Below are 15,351 nucleotides of genomic sequence, written 5' to 3'. Positions count from 1 at the left end.
TGACCCTCCTCGCAGGTCATCTATATAAAACACTTTATAGTGTGTGGGTACTCATAATAAGGAGGCTGTTTATGAGCATTATGCTTACCGGTTCGGTCAAGGAAAGACGGCACGCCAGCACGATGAATATTGATAGATTGTCCACGCTGGACATGCTGAAAGTCATTCACCAGGATGATGCACTCATTTCTGCTGCGATTACCCCCTGTTTACCTACTCTCGCCCGCGTGGTGGACAACGCCGCTGCGACGCTCAGCCACGGCGGTCGACTGGTCATCGTTGGCGCTGGGCCGTCAGGGCGCATTGCGCAACAGGTTGCCGATGATTATGCGCCGGGCAAAACCCCGGTGGTGGCCGTTACGGCACAAGAGGGGGAAGGGAGCTACGAGCGCGGCGTTGCCGATTTGCAGGCCATCAAGTTTGGTGAACACGATATGATGCTGGCCGTGACCGTCAGCGGAAAAACGCCGTGGGTCTGGGGGGCAATGCGCCATGCGTGGTCGCTGGGTTCACCGGTCGCCATTATTACCGGTGATGCGCAAAGTGAAGCTGCACAGCTGGCGAGCATGGTTATCGCTCCGGAGCTGGGGGCCGACGTCGTCGCAGGCTATCTCAACACCAAAGCGGGGATTGCGCAGAAAATGATCCTCTCGATGATCGCCACCGGGCTGGCCGTCCGAACCGGACGGGTTTACAGCAACTTGCGGGTGGATCTTGAGGCAGGCACAACCAAATGGGCTGAACGACAAATCGCGATTGTGATGGAAGCGGGGGGATGCAGCAGGACGGAGGCAAAAGCCGCGCTGGAGAGCTGTAACCATCACTGTAAAACGGCGGTATTGATGGTGCTGACTGGGCTGGATGCGTGGAAAGCCCATGAACTGCTGGCGCAGAATAACGGGTTTATCCGCGTGGCGCTGCAGGAAGCGCCGTAATATAAAGTGAAGATATAAAAAAGGCCGCAATTGCGGCCTTTGATATTTTTGGAGATTAGAACTGGTAGGTCATGCCTACGCCAACGATGTCATCGGTGGAAATACCATTGGCTTCGTAGAAGCTATCATCGTTGTCCAGCATGTTGATTTTGTAGTCAACATAGGTAGAGAAATTCTTGTTAAAGCTGTAGGTCATTCCCAGGTCGATATAGTTAACCAGGTCCATGTCGCCATGTTGACCCTGAGGGTTGCTGGCGTTGCCTGGATAAGTCATGTCCTTGCCCCTGGAGTAAACCCATGCCAGGGATGGACGCAGGCCGAAGTCGAACTGGTACTGTGCTACCGCTTCGAAGTTCTGAGTCTGATCTGCAATACCATAATCACCGTATGGCGTCATGTTGCGGGTTTCAGCATACATCATCGCCAGGTAGACGTTATTGGCGTCATATTTCGCACCAATGGTCCATGCTTCTGCTGTTTTACCGCTGGCAAAGCGCGCATTATTCACCCCCGCAGCTTCTTGTGCGTTAGTACGGTCAGAAGACGAGTACGCAGCACCCAGGCTCAGGCCGGAGAGATCGCCAGAGAAGTCATAAGAGGTAGACATGCCGAAGCCGTCGCCGTTCTGGAAGCGTACGTCTTTATGACCGTTTTTCGTGCCTTCCTGATCTTCTGTTGCATCCTGGCCTTCGTTCGCGCCCTGATACTGCAGCGCGAAATTCAGCCCCTCAACCAGACCGAAGAAATCCTGGTTACGGTAGGTTGCCAGACCGTTAGCACGACCGTTCATAAAGTTATCGGTCCAGGTGTAAGAGTCACCGCCAAATACAGGCAGCATATCGGTCCAGGCTTCTACGTCATACACGACGCCGTAATTACGGCCATAATCAAATGAACCGTATTCGCCATATTTCAGGCCAGCGTATGCCAGACGGTTAAAGGATTTGTCACCCGCGCCTTCGGTATCGTTAGCGTAGGTTTTGTATTCCCACTGGCCGTAACCGATCAGGTCGTTAGCGATCTGGGTTTCGCCTTTGAAACCAATCTGCACATAGGTTTCGTCACCGTCGTCGCCAGGGTTGTCAGAGAAGGTGTGACGCGCATCGACTTTGCCGTACAGGTCAACTTTGTTGCCGTTTTTGTTGTACATCTCAGCCGCATTTGCTGCGCCTGCCATTAATAACGCGGGTACCAGAATTGCCAGAACTTTTCTTTTCATTATATATTCCCTTAAAAGATAATTTATATGAATATATGTAATTACTCTCCGTAATTACAGGGTTGATACTATTCCAGAAGATGTCATTTAGTTTCAAAAATAAATGTAATTAAATTCGATGAAATATTGCTAAATATTTCTATTAATCTCTTTATTTTTCCAGTGAATTAATTCATTGAATTTATATGGTGTAATTATTATTAAGTATTTCGGAATTCTATTTTTAAATTGTTTTAATTCAGCTATTTTATATTTCACTCTCATTGAAACAACAGGACATGACGATGGAACTTGCCCGGTGGCAGCACAGATTTGAGCGCTGGCTCGAGGAAAACCACAGCACCGACGATACCGCACATGATATTTCACATTTTCGACGGGTCTGGATGACGGCGCAAAAAATCATGGTTCACCACACGGTGGAGCCGCTGGTGATCCTGACCGCATGCTATTTTCACGATATTGTCAGCCTGCCGAAAAACCATCCCGAACGCAGCCGGTCATCAGAGCTGGCAGCACGCAAGACGGGTGACATTCTGCGCCGCGACTTCCCGGACTTTCCGCCAGAGCACGCTGCCGCCGTTGCGCACGCGATTGAGGCACACAGCTTCAGCGCCGGGATTGCGCCGCAGAGTATGGAAGCCAAAATTGTGCAGGATGCTGACCGGCTGGAAGCGTTAGGCGCTATCGGCCTGGCGCGCGTCTTTGCAATCTCGGGCGCGCTGGGCGTGCCGCTTTTTGACGCCGACGATCCCTTTGCCGATGCGCGTCCCCTCGACGACCGTGCGTTTGCCCTCGACCATTTTCAGACCAAGCTGTTGAGATTGCCTGATACAATGCAAACGGAAATGGGCCGCGAGCTGGCACGTCACAATGCCGATTTCCTGATCCAGTTTATGGCGAAACTCAGCGCCGAATTACACGGCGACTGCCTCGGGCTGGATAGCCAGGTGTTGAACCGCTTCCGTCGCAGTTTGCGCAACTGAACTGTGGTAATCTGTTCCCAGTCTTTATTCTCCGGTTAAAAGAATGCAGGAAAATCGATCAGTGACAGAGCCCGCGCCCGCGCAGGCTGAGAAATCAACGGCAACGGTGCAGGCCTTACTGCGCCAGCTGTTGGATATCTATGATGCTAAAACGCTGGCCAGTCTGCTGGTGGCGCACGGCGAGAGCCACTGGAGCCCGGCGATCCTTAAACGTCTGCTGACCAGCGAGCGAGCAGGGCGTCGCCTGAGTGAAGGCGAGTTTCGTTATCTGCAAAACCTGCTTCCGCGTCCTTCTGCCGCGCACCCGAACTATGCCTTCCGCTTTATCGATCTGTTTGCCGGTATCGGCGGCATTCGGCACGGTTTTGAAGCCATCGGCGGCCAGTGCGTGTTTACCAGCGAGTGGAACAAACACGCCGTGCGTACCTACAAGGCCAACTGGTACTGCGATCCGCACGAGCATCATTTCAACGCGGATATCCGCGATGTCACCCTGAGCCATAAAAGCGGCGTGAGCGATGAACAGGCCGCCGAACACATTCGTCAGACGATCCCGGCGCATGATGTGCTGCTGGCCGGCTTCCCGTGTCAGCCTTTCTCGCTGGCCGGTGTCTCTAAAAAAAATGCTCTTGGACGCGCCCACGGTTTCGCCTGTGATACCCAGGGAACGCTGTTTTTTGACGTGGCGCGCATTATTGACGCCCGTCGTCCGGCCATTTTTGTACTGGAAAACGTCAAAAACTTAAAAAGCCACGACGGCGGGAAAACCTTCCGCATTATCATGCAAACGCTGGATGAGCTGGGTTATGACGTGGCCGATTCACAGGACATGGGCGCGGACGATCCCAAAATCATTGATGGGAAACATTTCCTGCCCCAGCACCGCGAACGTATCGTGCTGGTGGGTTTCCGCCGCGATCTCAATCTCAAGGGGGATTTCACCCTGCGGGATATCCCGTCTTTGTATCCCGAGCGGCGTCCTACGGTGGCCGACCTGCTGGAACCCGTCGTTGACGCGAAATTTATCCTCACCCCGGTGCTGTGGAAATACCTCTACCGCTATGCCAAGAAACATCAGGCAAAGGGTAACGGCTTCGGTTTTGGGATGGTAAACCCGAACGATCCGCACAGCGTGACCCGCACGCTGTCTGCTCGCTACTACAAAGACGGCGCGGAAATCCTGATCGACAGAGGGTGGGACAAGGCGCTGGGTGAAAAAGATTTTGACGATCCGCATAATCAGCGTCACCGTCCGCGACGCTTAACGCCCCGCGAATGCGCCCGGCTGATGGGCTTTGAAACGCCGCAGGGTTATCGCTTCCGCATTCCGGTCTCGGATACCCAGGCGTACCGCCAGTTTGGTAATTCGGTGGTGGTTCCCGCGTTCGCCGCTGTGGCCAAACTGCTGGCCTCGCGCATCAGACAGGCGGTGGCGCTCCGTCAGGGTGAGGCCGTCAATGACGGATGTTCACGATAAGGCGACGCGCAGCAAAAACATGCGTGCCATCGGCACGCGTGACACCGCCATCGAAAAGCGACTGGCCGGGCTGCTGACGCAGGCGGGCTTTGACTTCCGCGTGCAGGATCCCGCGCTTGCGGGCCGGCCGGATTTCGTCATCGACGCCTGGCAGTGCATCATCTTTACCCACGGCTGTTTCTGGCACCATCATGACTGCTATCTGTTTAAAGTCCCGGCGACGCGCACCGATTTCTGGCTGGATAAGATTGGCAAGAACGTCGAGCGCGACAAGCGGGATCTGACCACGCTGCTGGCGCAGGGCTGGCGGGTGCTGATCGTCTGGGAGTGTGCGCTGAGAGGCAGATTAAAGCTGAACGATGCCGATCTGAGCGAACGGCTGGAAGAGTGGATCTGCGGCGGCGGCCAGACCGCGCAGATCGACACGCAGGGCATTCACCTGCTTACGGTTTCTCAACCTCGCAAGGGGTGACCACCGGTTTTGCCGGCAGCAAGTATTTGCCCAGCGTGACCAGCACGACGGCAAATACGATGATCCCAAGAGCAATCCATTCCACAGGTGAGAGCGTTTCTCCCCCCAGTCCCGTCCCGAGCAGCACGGCCACGACCGGGTTGACGTAGGCGTAGCTGGTGGCGACAGCCGGGGAGACGTTGCGGATCAGGAACATATAGGCATTAATGGCGATGATAGAGCCAAACAGCGCCAGATACCCTACCGCGAGAAAGCCCGACAGGTCCGGCAGCGCGGTCAGCGTTTCTCCCGTCAGCGCGGAGGCTAGCAGCAGGACAATCCCCGCGGCGAGCATCTCTATCGCGCCTGCCATCATGCCGGTCGGCAGTTCGATACGCGAACCGTAGACGGAACCAAACGCCCAGCTCATCGAGCCAATCAGGATAATCACCGCGCCCCACGGATTCCCGCTCAGGTTACCGCCACTGTTGAGCAGAACAATGCCGGCCAGGCCAATACCGATCCCCAGCCATTCCAGCTTGCGGGTGCGGATACCGAAAAGGCGGCTAAAGCAGAGGGTAAACAGCGGTACGGTGGCAACGACCACGGCGGCGATCCCGGACGGGACCTTCTGGTGCTCGGCAATCGTCACAAACCCGTTACCCACCGCCAGCAGCAGCAGGCCGATCAGGGCGGCGTTCAGCATCGGGCGCAGTGGGGGGAGCTTATGCCCGCGCAGCAGCAGGAAGGCCAGCAGCAGGATGCCCGCCGAGAGGAAGCGAATGCCCGCCATCATCAGCGGCGGCCAGCTTTCCACGCCGATGCGAATGACAAAGTAGGTTGAACCCCAGATGATGTACAGCGAAAAGAGTGCCCCGATGAGCGGTAGCAGTTGCCGGAAACGCATAATCCCTCACGACGAAATAAAAAGTTCGCTGATAGTAAACGCGAAAACTATCGCGCTGGCGAGCCCTTTAATTGTGTAGCGGATGTGAATTTTTTGTTGACGTCAGGTGCCTGTTTCCGGGTTGGCGCTTTTGCTCCATACTATTCACTTAATTACCAAAAAATGAAGGATTAAGATTTTGGCAGGAAGTAGCTTATTAACATTGCTGGATGATATTGCCACCTTACTGGATGACATTTCAGTGATGGGAAAACTGGCGGCGAAGAAAACCGCAGGCGTGCTGGGAGATGATTTATCGCTTAACGCCCAGCAGGTGAGTGGGGTGAGGGCAAACCGTGAACTGCCGGTGGTGTGGGGCGTAGCAAAAGGTTCCTTCCTGAATAAGGTGATTCTGGTGCCGTTGGCGCTGCTGATCAGCGCATTCATTCCCTGGGCCATCACGCCGTTACTGATGATTGGCGGGGCATTTCTCTGCTTCGAGGGCGTTGAGAAGGTTCTGCACTCCTTTAGCGCACGCAAGCAGAGCGATACGCCGGAGGTACGCCAGCAGCGTCTTGAAGCGCTGGCCGCTCAGGATCCGAAAACCTTCGAACGCGATAAGGTCAAAGGCGCCATTCGGACCGACTTTATCCTGTCCGCGGAGATTGTCGCCATTACGCTGGGCATCGTGTCCGACGCACCGCTCCTGAATCAGGTTCTTATCCTCTCCGGCATCGCCATTCTGGTCACCGTAGGCGTGTACGGCCTGGTGGGACTGATCGTGAAGCTGGATGATATCGGCTACTGGCTGGAAGAAAAGTCGAGCGCGGTAGCAAGAGGCATCGGCAAAAGCCTGCTGGTGCTGGCTCCGTGGCTGATGAAGAGTTTGTCGGTAGTGGGCACGCTGGCGATGTTCCTCGTGGGCGGCGGGATCGTGGTTCACGGCATTGCGCCGCTGCACCATGCTATCGAACATTTTTCCTCGACGCAGGGTGCCGTTGTCGCGGCGATTCTGCCCACGCTGCTGAATCTGGTGCTGGGCTTTATCATTGGCGCTATCGTGGTCGCGGCGGTCAAGCTGGTTGAAAAAATACGCGGCACGTCGCACTAATTGTTACCCGTTGTGGGATGCAAAAAGACCATTCCTCGTCTAAATTGAAACAGTTTCACCCTGATACAGGAGGCAGGTATGGTCTTTTTGGTCAGTGATGAAGTTAAGCCTAAGAAGGGCGGCCCAAGTATGATTGTCACCGGGTATTCCAGCGGAATGGTGGAATGTCGGTGGCACGATGGCTATAGCATCAAGCGGGAAGCATTTCGTGAAGATGAGCTTCAGCCGGGGGACGGGCAGCACCAGCGGGACAAGGCTTAATCACATAACGCCCGGCTTTGCCGGGCGTTTTTATCTCACGTACCGGGTGTAAGGCCGTCATCATGGAGTGTGTGTGCAGCGCGATACCTTTGTTGTAAGACAATCATTTTTGCAATGGCTGCATAAGCGTAGCAATCCGGGGTTGATTGTTAATCTCTGTTTTCTGGTCGTTTTGGTGTTTTCCACGCTCCTGACCTGGCGTGAGGTGGTGGTCCTAGAAGAGGCGTATATCTCCAGCCAGCGCAACCATCTGGATACGGTGGCCAGTTCGCTGGACAGGCAGTTACAGAACAGCGTGGACAGGATGCTGTTGTTCCGTCAGGGCATGCGTGATGCAATCCAGACGCCGCTGGCATTTGATGCATTACAGAACGCGGTGTCACGCTTTAACACCGTCCGCACGCTCCCCACCTGGCAGCTTGCCGTTGATAAAAAACGCACCCTTCCCATTAATGGCGTTTCGGACGCGTTCGTCGAAAAAACCACGCTTCTGAATCGTGACGCCGAGCGCCTCAGCCACGAAATTTCTGCCGCGCTCGAAGTGGGGTATCTGCTCAGGCTGGCGTCATCGAGAGTGCAAACGGAAGCGCGAGTGATCTACGTGTCCCGCGCCGGATTTTTCGTTTCCACGGATACGCCGGACCAGGCGGGTGATATCACCTCCCGCTATTATCATCTGGTCACGCAGTCCTGGTTTACCCAGCAGTCGGAACGGAACAATCGCGCTCGCGCGGTGCGCTGGTTTATCTCTACCCCTTCATCCTGGACCAATGATGAACGTACGATCACCGCCAGCGTTCCCATCTATTTCGATCATTACTGGTATGGCGTCGTGGCGATGGATTTTACGTTGAGCACGATGCAGCGTCTGCTGGCCGATGCGACGGAAGATCGAACGGAGGGGGAGTATCAGCTGTACGATACCCGGCTCAATATGATTGCCAGCTCAGCCCACGCGGAAAACGCGGTTAACCATTTTGACGAACGCGAAACGGCGCAGATTGCGCAGGCGATTGAGCACGCTACCGGCGGCGGGATCCGCCTCGGAAGCCGTTTCGTTAGCTGGGAGCGGCTCGATCACTTCGATGGCGTTGTCCTGCGGATCCACACCCTGCACGAAGGAGTGCAGGACGACTTCGGCAGCATCAGTATTGTTCTGGCGCTGCTGTGGGCGCTCTTTACCGCCATGCTGTTGATCTCATGGCTGGTGATCCGTCGGATGGTGAGTAACATGTACACGCTTCAGCACTCGCTCCAGTGGCAGGCCTGGCATGACCCGCTTACCCGGCTGAATAACCGCGGCGCGCTGTTCGATCGCGCCAAATTGCTGGCGGAAACCTGTCGCCAGCAGTCGCTGCCGTTCTCGGTGATTCAGATCGATCTCGACCATTTTAAGAACATCAACGACCGTTTCGGCCATCAGGCCGGTGATAAGGTGCTATCGCATACAGCAGGACTGATTGCCAGCGCGCTACGCAAAAATGATGTGGCAGGGCGTGTAGGCGGGGAAGAGTTTTGCATCGTCCTGCCAGGGATTGGTCTGGAAGAGGCGAGAGGCGTCGCCGAGCGCATTCGCTGCCGGATCGACAGCAAGGAGATCCTGGTGAAGAAGAGCACGACTCTGCGCATCAGCGCATCGCTGGGGGTCAGCAGCGCGGATGAAGCGGGTAACTACGAGTTCGAACAGCTGCAGTCCGTGGCGGATGCCCGGCTGTATCAGGCCAAACAGTGCGGCCGTAACCGGGTCGTCTGGCGGGATTAGGACAGGAAGTGATCCAGTCCCTCCTGCCAGCCCGCGGGGCCGGGCTGCCGGGTGTGATAAACCCGCCCGGGGTTATCGTCCCGTAGCGTGATGCCCTGGCGGTTAATACCCTTGATGACCACCGCGAAGTCAACGCTGTCGAGCAACGGTGCATCATTAGGGCCGTCGCCGAGCCCCAGCGTGGTGGGTTCGATCTCTTCCTGCTCGCGGTACTGCGCAATCAGCCAGTTAACCGCCACGTCCTTACCGCAGCGGGCGTCCAGAATATGCCAGAAGCGCGCTCCCTGCAGACATTTCAGACCGCTGTGCGCCAGCTGCTCTTCAAACTGAACCAGTTTCTCGTCGGTATCGCGCCAGATGAGCGTGACGGATGCTTCATGCTTGCGGGCAAGCGCCGAACGGTAGCGCGTCAGTCCGGTCCACTCGCTAATAACGCGATCGTCCACGTCGTCAAAGGTGGTGAACTTAAAGCCCGTCTGCAGGCGAATGTGTTCGACCCGCGGGCGAATATCCCGGTGCGTCATCCCCCTGATCTGGCGCTGAACCTTCTCCCAACGCACGTCAGGCTGAATTACCGCGCCGTTCTCGGCAATAAACGGCAAGCCTTCCAGGCCCAGATCCTGCTGGATATCCAGCATCTCTGCCGCGGTCTTGCTGCTGCAGAGAATAACCGGTATCTGATTATCCAGTAGCCTGTCCAGCCAGGGCATTGCTGGCTGCCACTCATAGGTATGAATATCCAGCAACGAGCCATCCAGGTCAGAAAAAATCAGCAAGGTATCCCGCAGTGAAGGCATAGTGACTCCCGTGATAGCTGCGTTGCGCTCTAAGAAAATTCCTAAAAAATGACCGAAGTGTTAACAGGAGAAATGGGAACAGTCCCTGGCAAACCCGCATTCGGCGTATGTTATTGCTCATAACAAAAAGCATTATGTTAAAAATATTATATTCATCATAAGAATATATGCTTGTCAGACAAATTCGTTGGGGATAGTGTGGCGTGTACATCAGATTTCCTGGTGTAACGAATTTTCAAGTGCTTCTTGCATAAGCAAGTTTTGATCCCGGTCATCCCCATGACCGGGATTTTTTTCGCCTTACCGATTGGCTTCAGACACGCTAAAGTCGTGAATATCAAGCTCGAAGGCCTCGGCCAGCTCACGATAGGTGTGATAATCCCTTCCGTTAACAATGACGTGGTCCGAATTGTCGTCCGTCCTGCGGACTTCTGACTCACTGATCTCATTGATGGCGGCCAGCAGGGCATCGACATCCACCTCGACTTCGCGCTTGATGGTGTCGCTGTACTCTTTATCGGTCTTCATTGCGGGGTTCCTCATTCAGCCGGGTCCATCGCTAAGTATAGACTGTAGATAAAAACGCCATTCACGCCGGGCGGCGATGTGCGTTTTTGCGTTTTGTTCTACACTGGCTCAAAACCAGAGGAGGAATGTATGAAGGTCAACGATCGGGTAACGGTTAAAACGGACGGTGGGCCACGCCGCCCGGGCGTGGTGCTGGCAATTGAAGAGTTTAGCGAAGGTACAATGTATCTGGTATCACTGGAAGACTACCCGCTCGGCATCTGGTTTTTTAACGAACTGGGGCATCCGGACGGTATTTTTGTTGAGAAGGCAGACTAGCACGGCGTCGGGTAGCACAGCGCGTGCCCGACAACCTCATAGAAGCAAAAATCTCTGGCCAGGCCAGAGATCAAAGGTAGGGTGCACAGGGTCTTAAGCAACTAACGCATGTTGACAAAAATCCCGTTCGTCACATTATCGGTCAGGCGTACCACGTGGTAGATCACTTGCTTATTATGCGTTTTAATTTTCCGTTTAATATTTCCTTTGTGTGACGAAACGGTTTTCGCTTTAATATTCATCTGGTCCGAGATCTGAATAGTTCCTTGTCCCGCCATCCACATTCGCAGCATACTTGATTCAGTCCTGCTTAATGATAGGGTGGGTAAGTTAACCGCTCCTACATTCTTAACTTCTTTATTCAAATAATCACCCAGAATGTCATCCAGCGACTCGGGTTTAATCGATTTAGAACTGATCAATAAATTTTTACGGACCAACAAATACTCATCGAAATGGATATTCGCGATCGCCATAAAAACAATAAACAGGGTTTTAGGATGCTGATTAATGATTTGCTTAATGTGCTGACTGTTGGCTGGATCGTGAATGAAACAGTCCTCATTAATAAACACCACGCCTGGTTTTAGTTCGTCACAAGCGGCTGCGAGTTCGTCAACGGTGTGTGCATCGTTGATGTCTCTCTTTCTTACCCCTCTGCTTGCCAGGTACCCGGTTAACCCTAGCCGGGTGTAGCTGCATAAATCCATAATGATCGTTGACATGGCATACCCTCACTCAATGCGTAACGATAATTCACCATCTGCCTGAGAGCTCAAAACAGCCATACGGGATGGAAAAAAATAATAAACCTGTGAGCATGACAAAGACTTTCAGGCGGACTCACTATCCCGTAAAGTTACGTATAATTTGCCAGGAATCTTCTTAAAGTAAAGTAAATATTAAGTATTGTGAGATGGTTAGAAACAATTAAACCGCGTCAGATATATCCTGGAAGATGTTTTTCGCGTTTTATTTTAGGAATATCCTCAGAAAGACAGTAGCAACAGTGCGGGCTATTATTTACGAGGCAGTTCGCTGACAATATCCGCTAACAGGTTGAATATCTCGCCGAATAAATGTTCACAGAAGGGAGCGATAAGTGGCATCAGTAATGACATTAATAAAATTCCAACCGTCAGCGTCAGCGGAAAACCAATGACAAACACCGAAAGCTGCGGCGCCATTCGGTTCAGTAAACCTAATGCCAGGTTGACGGTCAGCAGCAGGGTGATGATCGGCAGCGCCAGCATCAGCCCGTTCAGGAAGATCAGCCCCGCCGCGCGGGTGAGCGCCAGGAAAGCGTTGCTGTTCACCGGATTTTCGCCAATCGGCAGCGTATGGAATGTATCCACCAGCATGGAGATAAGCCACAGATGGCCGTTGAAAGACAGGAACAGCAGCATGGCGAGCAGATCGATAATGCGCGCCAGCACGGGCATGTTGAGATGACTACCGGGATCAACAAACGTGGCGAACGATAACCCCATCTGCAGGCCGATCAGTTCCCCTGCGGTACGCACCGCGGCGAAGGCGAGCTGCATGGTAAAGCCGACGGCGACGCCAATCATCACCTGTTGCAGGGCGACCCACACCGCGTTCGCCGAGAAGATCGGAATATCCACAGGGGGGAGAGAGGGGGCGACGATAATGGAGATGATAATGCCCAGCCCCACCTTGACGCGCTTGGGTATCGATTTCTCGCTAAGAATGGGGGCGGTGGAGATCAGCGCCATGATGCGCAGCATCGGCCAGAAATAGACGCCGAGCCACTGAACCCACTGGTCGCTGGTGAAATGCAGCATCGTCAGGTCAGCCGATGATGTACGGCAGATTGGTAAACAGGTTGCGCATATAGTCCAGCAACAGGTTCAGCATCCACGGTCCGGCCACGATAATCGCCACGAACACGGCGATGATTTTCGGGATGAACGACAGCGTCATTTCGTTAATCTGCGTGGCGGCCTGCAGAATACTGATAATCAGACCGGTAACCAGCGCGACAAGCAGCAGCGGAGCGGCAACAGCAATCGCGATTTTCATCGCCTCCGTGCCCATCATCATGACCGATTCGGGTGTCATTGCCGTTCCTTAACTGTAGAAACTCTGCGCCAGCGAGCTGACCAGCAGCTGCCAGCCGTCGACCAGCACAAAAAGCATGATCTTAAAGGGCAGGGCAATGGTCGCGGGCGGCACCATCATCATCCCGAGCGCCATCAGGACGCTGGCGATCACCAGGTCGATAATCAGGAACGGAATAAAGATGGTAAAGCCAATCTGGAACGCGGTTTTCAGCTCGCTGGTGACATAGGCAGGCAGAAGAATACGCATTGGCACAGATTCCGGTCCCTGCAGCTCGCCGGTGTTGGACAGGCGGGCAAAGAGGGCCAGGTCGGCTTCGCGCGTCTGGCGCAGCATAAATTCTCGCAGCGGCTGCGCGCCTTTATCCAGCGCCTCCTGCATGGAGATTTTATCTTCGCTGAACGGCTGGTAGGCGTCGGTATAAATCTTATCGATCACCGGCGACATTATGAAGAAGGTCAAAAACAGCGCCAGCCCAAGCAGAACCTGGTTTGGCGGTGCGGAAGGAGTGCCCAGCGCGTTTCGCAGCAGACCAAAGACGATGATGATGCGGGTGAAGCTGGTCATCATCAGCAGGATGGCCGGAATAAACGTCAGCGAGGTGATGAACACCAGCGTCTGGACCGGAAGGGACCAGCTTTGTCCGCCGCCCGCGAGAGGGGTGGAGACCAGACCGGGCAGCTGTGCATAAACCGCGGGAGCAAACAGGCCAACGCCCGCAAGCGTCAGGGATAACAAACGGCGCATCAGGATCTCCCGGAACGCTTAAGCAAACTCTTCATGACGGACTGAAAATCCGCAGGGGCGTCTGCGCGCTCGTCCACCACAGCAGGGGCGGGCGGCAGTTTATGTAATACGCTGATGTTTGAGGCCGTTACGCCCAGAACCAGACGCGCGTCGTCCACCTCGACGATGACCACGCGTTCGCGTGGCCCCAGCGTGGTGCTGGCGCTGACCTTCAGACCGCGGGCACCGGCGGTTTTACCCGCCAGGCCAAAGCGCTTCGCCAGCCAGGCGGCGATGAGAATAAAGGCAATAATACCGAACAACGCCCCGCTCACCTGGAGCAGAGGCGAGCCGGGAACGGCAGAAGGTTGCGATAGTGTTGCCTGGGTTTTCATGCTTAACGGCTCAGACGACGCATACGTTCAGACGGGGTAATGATATCGGTGATACGTACGCCGTATTTATCGGCCACCACCACCACTTCACCCTGAGCAATCAGATAGCCGTTGATCAGAATATCCAGCGGCTCACCGGCCAGACCGTCAAGGGCTACCACGGAGCCCTGCGTCAGGCGCAGCAGCTCTTTAATGGTCATGCGGGTGCGTCCCAGTTCAACGGTCAGCTTAACCGGGATATCCATAATCAGGTCGATGTCCTGCAGCGTGCCGCTGACATCACCGCCGCCGAGCTGCTGGAATACGGCATCCGCTGCGCTTTTGGCCGGGGTCGCTTTTTGCTCGTTTAACGCGTCAGCCCACAGATCGTCCAGTGCTCCGCTGTTTTCATCGGACGGATTGTTCATGTCACTCATTTGGGCTGTTCCTCATTCAGCGAATTCAAAATCGGGTTGATCAAGTGCTCAACGCGTAACGCATACTGACCGTTAATCGTGCCGTACTGGCTTGTCAGCACGGGGACACCATCCACATGGGCAATAATGCGGTCGGGTTTTTCTATCGGCAAAACATCACCGGGTTGTAATTTCAGGATCTGAGATAACCGCAGCGGGATATCGGCGAAGCTCGCCACCAGCTCAAGCTGCGAATGCTGGACCTGGCGGACCAGGTTCTCACGCCAGTTCTGGTCCTCGTTGCGGGAGTTCTCCAGCGGCGGGTTAACCAGCAGCTCGCGCAGCGGTTCGATCATGCTGAACGGCAGGCAGATGTTGAACTCGCCGGTCAGGTTACCGATCTCCACGTGGAACGGGGTGTTAACGACGATATCGTTCGGGGAGGTGGTGATATTGGTAAATTTCACCTGCATCTCAGAACGGACGTACTCCACTTCCAGCGGGTTAATCGCTTTCCACGCGTCGCTGTAAGACTCCAGCGCCAGCTTCAGCATGCGGTTAATGACGCGCTGTTCGGTGTGGGTGAATTCACGACCTTCTACTTTGGTCGGGAAACGCCCGTCGCCGCCGAACAGGTTATCCACCGCGATGAACACCAGGCTTGGGGAAAACACCACCAGACCGGTGCCGCGCAGCGGCTTCAGATGAATCAGGTTAAGGTTGGTTGGCACCGGCAGGTTGCGGGCAAACTCATGATACGGCTGAATGCGGATCGCACCGACCGTGATATCCGGGCTACGACGCAGCAGGTTAAACAGCCCCATACGGAACTGACGTGCAAAACGTTCGTTAATGATCTCCAGCGCCTGCAGACGTTCACGTACCACGCGACGCTGGGTATTCGGGTCATAGGGACGAATATCGCTATCGCCGCCAATACCCGGTTTAGGATCATCATTGTTATCGCTGTCGCCGTTGAGCAGCGCATCGATTTCTGCCTGAGAAAGAATACTGTCGCCCAT

At 54.7% G+C, this 15,351-nt stretch carries 19 protein-coding genes; 8 read left to right on the top strand and 11 right to left on the bottom strand.

The genetic code is table 11. The features are described from left to right. Positions 1-71 precede the first annotated feature (71 nt). Positions 72-935, top strand: a complete 864-nt coding sequence (locus tag GXP72_RS14735) for an N-acetylmuramic acid 6-phosphate etherase (protein ID WP_208763038.1) — start codon at positions 72-74, stop codon at positions 933-935. Positions 936-990: 55 nt separating this feature from the next. On the opposite strand, the gene ompC is transcribed toward GXP72_RS14735, so the two are convergent. Beyond that, positions 991-2,154 carry a porin OmpC gene (ompC, locus tag GXP72_RS14730; protein WP_024909742.1) on the bottom strand — a complete coding sequence of 388 codons (1,164 nt, stop codon included), beginning with the start codon at positions 2,152-2,154 and terminating at the stop codon, positions 991-993. Between the two features lie 284 nt (positions 2,155-2,438). Here ompC and GXP72_RS14725 point away from each other — a divergent pair, with 284 nt between their 5' ends. From GXP72_RS14725 to GXP72_RS14715, 3 genes are all read left to right on the top strand, one after another. After that, positions 2,439-3,140, top strand: a complete 702-nt coding sequence (locus GXP72_RS14725; protein WP_090419710.1) for a phosphohydrolase — start codon at positions 2,439-2,441, stop codon at positions 3,138-3,140. A 61-nt stretch (positions 3,141-3,201) separates the two neighbouring features. Beyond that, positions 3,202-4,617 (top strand): DNA cytosine methyltransferase, encoded by a 1,416-nt coding sequence (locus tag GXP72_RS14720; RefSeq protein ID WP_061714842.1) that lies wholly within the window; start codon positions 3,202-3,204, stop codon positions 4,615-4,617. After that, positions 4,598-5,089, top strand: a complete 492-nt coding sequence (locus tag GXP72_RS14715) for a very short patch repair endonuclease (RefSeq protein ID WP_048990623.1) — start codon at positions 4,598-4,600, stop codon at positions 5,087-5,089. The genes GXP72_RS14720 and GXP72_RS14715 overlap by 20 nt, the downstream gene beginning before the upstream one ends. Here GXP72_RS14715 and yedA read toward each other — a convergent pair. Further along, entirely contained in the window at positions 5,061-5,975 is a 915-nt protein-coding gene (gene yedA, locus GXP72_RS14710; protein WP_157189394.1) for a drug/metabolite exporter YedA, read from the bottom strand. The two genes, GXP72_RS14715 and yedA, sit on opposite strands and share 29 nt — an antisense overlap. A 178-nt stretch (positions 5,976-6,153) precedes the next feature. Here yedA and GXP72_RS14705 point away from each other — a divergent pair, with 178 nt between their 5' ends. The 3 genes from GXP72_RS14705 to dgcQ all read left to right on the top strand — a co-directional run bounded on the left by GXP72_RS14705 (position 6,154) and on the right by dgcQ (position 9,088). Continuing rightward, entirely contained in the window at positions 6,154-7,065 is a 912-nt protein-coding gene (locus GXP72_RS14705) for a DUF808 domain-containing protein (protein ID WP_032646386.1), read from the top strand. 78 nt (positions 7,066-7,143) lie between these two features. Beyond that, positions 7,144-7,326: a DUF2158 domain-containing protein gene (locus GXP72_RS14700; protein WP_208763037.1), complete on the top strand. Its 183-nt coding sequence runs from the start codon at positions 7,144-7,146 to the stop codon at positions 7,324-7,326. Between the two features lie 73 nt (positions 7,327-7,399). Next, entirely contained in the window at positions 7,400-9,088 is a 1,689-nt protein-coding gene (gene dgcQ, locus GXP72_RS14695; RefSeq protein WP_208763036.1) for a cellulose biosynthesis regulator diguanylate cyclase DgcQ, read from the top strand. Here dgcQ and GXP72_RS14690 read toward each other — a convergent pair. Both GXP72_RS14690 and yodD read right to left on the bottom strand, forming a co-directional pair. After that, complete coding sequence (locus GXP72_RS14690) at positions 9,085-9,885, bottom strand: mannosyl-3-phosphoglycerate phosphatase-related protein (RefSeq protein WP_208763035.1); 801 nt, start codon at positions 9,883-9,885, stop codon at positions 9,085-9,087. The two genes, dgcQ and GXP72_RS14690, sit on opposite strands and share 4 nt — an antisense overlap. Positions 9,886-10,185: 300 nt before the next feature. Continuing rightward, positions 10,186-10,413 (bottom strand): YodD family peroxide/acid resistance protein, encoded by a 228-nt coding sequence (gene yodD, locus GXP72_RS14685; protein WP_148769029.1) that lies wholly within the window; start codon positions 10,411-10,413, stop codon positions 10,186-10,188. Between the two features lie 129 nt (positions 10,414-10,542). Here yodD and dsrB point away from each other — a divergent pair, with 129 nt between their 5' ends. Beyond that, the gene (dsrB, locus tag GXP72_RS14680; protein ID WP_008500312.1) at positions 10,543-10,731 is read left to right on the top strand and encodes a protein DsrB; all 189 of its coding nucleotides are present in this window, start codon (positions 10,543-10,545) and stop codon (positions 10,729-10,731) included. 101 nt (positions 10,732-10,832) lie between these two features. On the opposite strand, the gene rcsA is transcribed toward dsrB, so the two are convergent. From rcsA to fliM, 7 genes are all read right to left on the bottom strand, one after another. Continuing rightward, positions 10,833-11,456 carry a transcriptional regulator RcsA gene (gene rcsA / locus GXP72_RS14675; protein WP_008500313.1) on the bottom strand — a complete coding sequence of 208 codons (624 nt, stop codon included), beginning with the start codon at positions 11,454-11,456 and terminating at the stop codon, positions 10,833-10,835. 294 nt (positions 11,457-11,750) lie between these two features. Then, positions 11,751-12,536: a flagellar biosynthetic protein FliR gene (gene fliR, locus GXP72_RS14670; RefSeq protein ID WP_008500314.1), complete on the bottom strand. Its 786-nt coding sequence runs from the start codon at positions 12,534-12,536 to the stop codon at positions 11,751-11,753. Positions 12,537-12,543: 7 nt separating this feature from the next. Next, complete coding sequence (gene fliQ, locus GXP72_RS14665; protein ID WP_008500315.1) at positions 12,544-12,813, bottom strand: flagellar biosynthesis protein FliQ; 270 nt, start codon at positions 12,811-12,813, stop codon at positions 12,544-12,546. 9 nt (positions 12,814-12,822) lie between these two features. After that, entirely contained in the window at positions 12,823-13,560 is a 738-nt protein-coding gene (gene fliP / locus GXP72_RS14660) for a flagellar type III secretion system pore protein FliP (RefSeq protein WP_024909733.1), read from the bottom strand. Continuing rightward, positions 13,560-13,934: a flagellar biosynthetic protein FliO gene (fliO, locus tag GXP72_RS14655; RefSeq protein WP_032641435.1), complete on the bottom strand. Its 375-nt coding sequence runs from the start codon at positions 13,932-13,934 to the stop codon at positions 13,560-13,562. Before fliO ends, fliP begins: the two co-directional genes overlap by 1 nt. A gap of 2 nt (positions 13,935-13,936) precedes the next feature. After that, a complete protein-coding gene (gene fliN, locus GXP72_RS14650; RefSeq protein ID WP_008500318.1) occupies positions 13,937-14,350 on the bottom strand; it encodes a flagellar motor switch protein FliN in 414 nt (137 codons plus the stop codon). Continuing rightward, the gene (gene fliM / locus GXP72_RS14645) at positions 14,347-15,351 is read right to left on the bottom strand and encodes a flagellar motor switch protein FliM (RefSeq protein ID WP_023336184.1); all 1,005 of its coding nucleotides are present in this window, start codon (positions 15,349-15,351) and stop codon (positions 14,347-14,349) included. Before fliM ends, fliN begins: the two co-directional genes overlap by 4 nt.

The organism is Enterobacter sp. SES19, from assembly GCF_011765665.1.
Taxonomy (GTDB): domain Bacteria; phylum Pseudomonadota; class Gammaproteobacteria; order Enterobacterales; family Enterobacteriaceae; genus Enterobacter; species Enterobacter pseudoroggenkampii.
The sequence above is the reverse complement of the archived record's forward strand: the minus strand, read 5'-3'. Positions and strand labels throughout refer to the sequence as shown.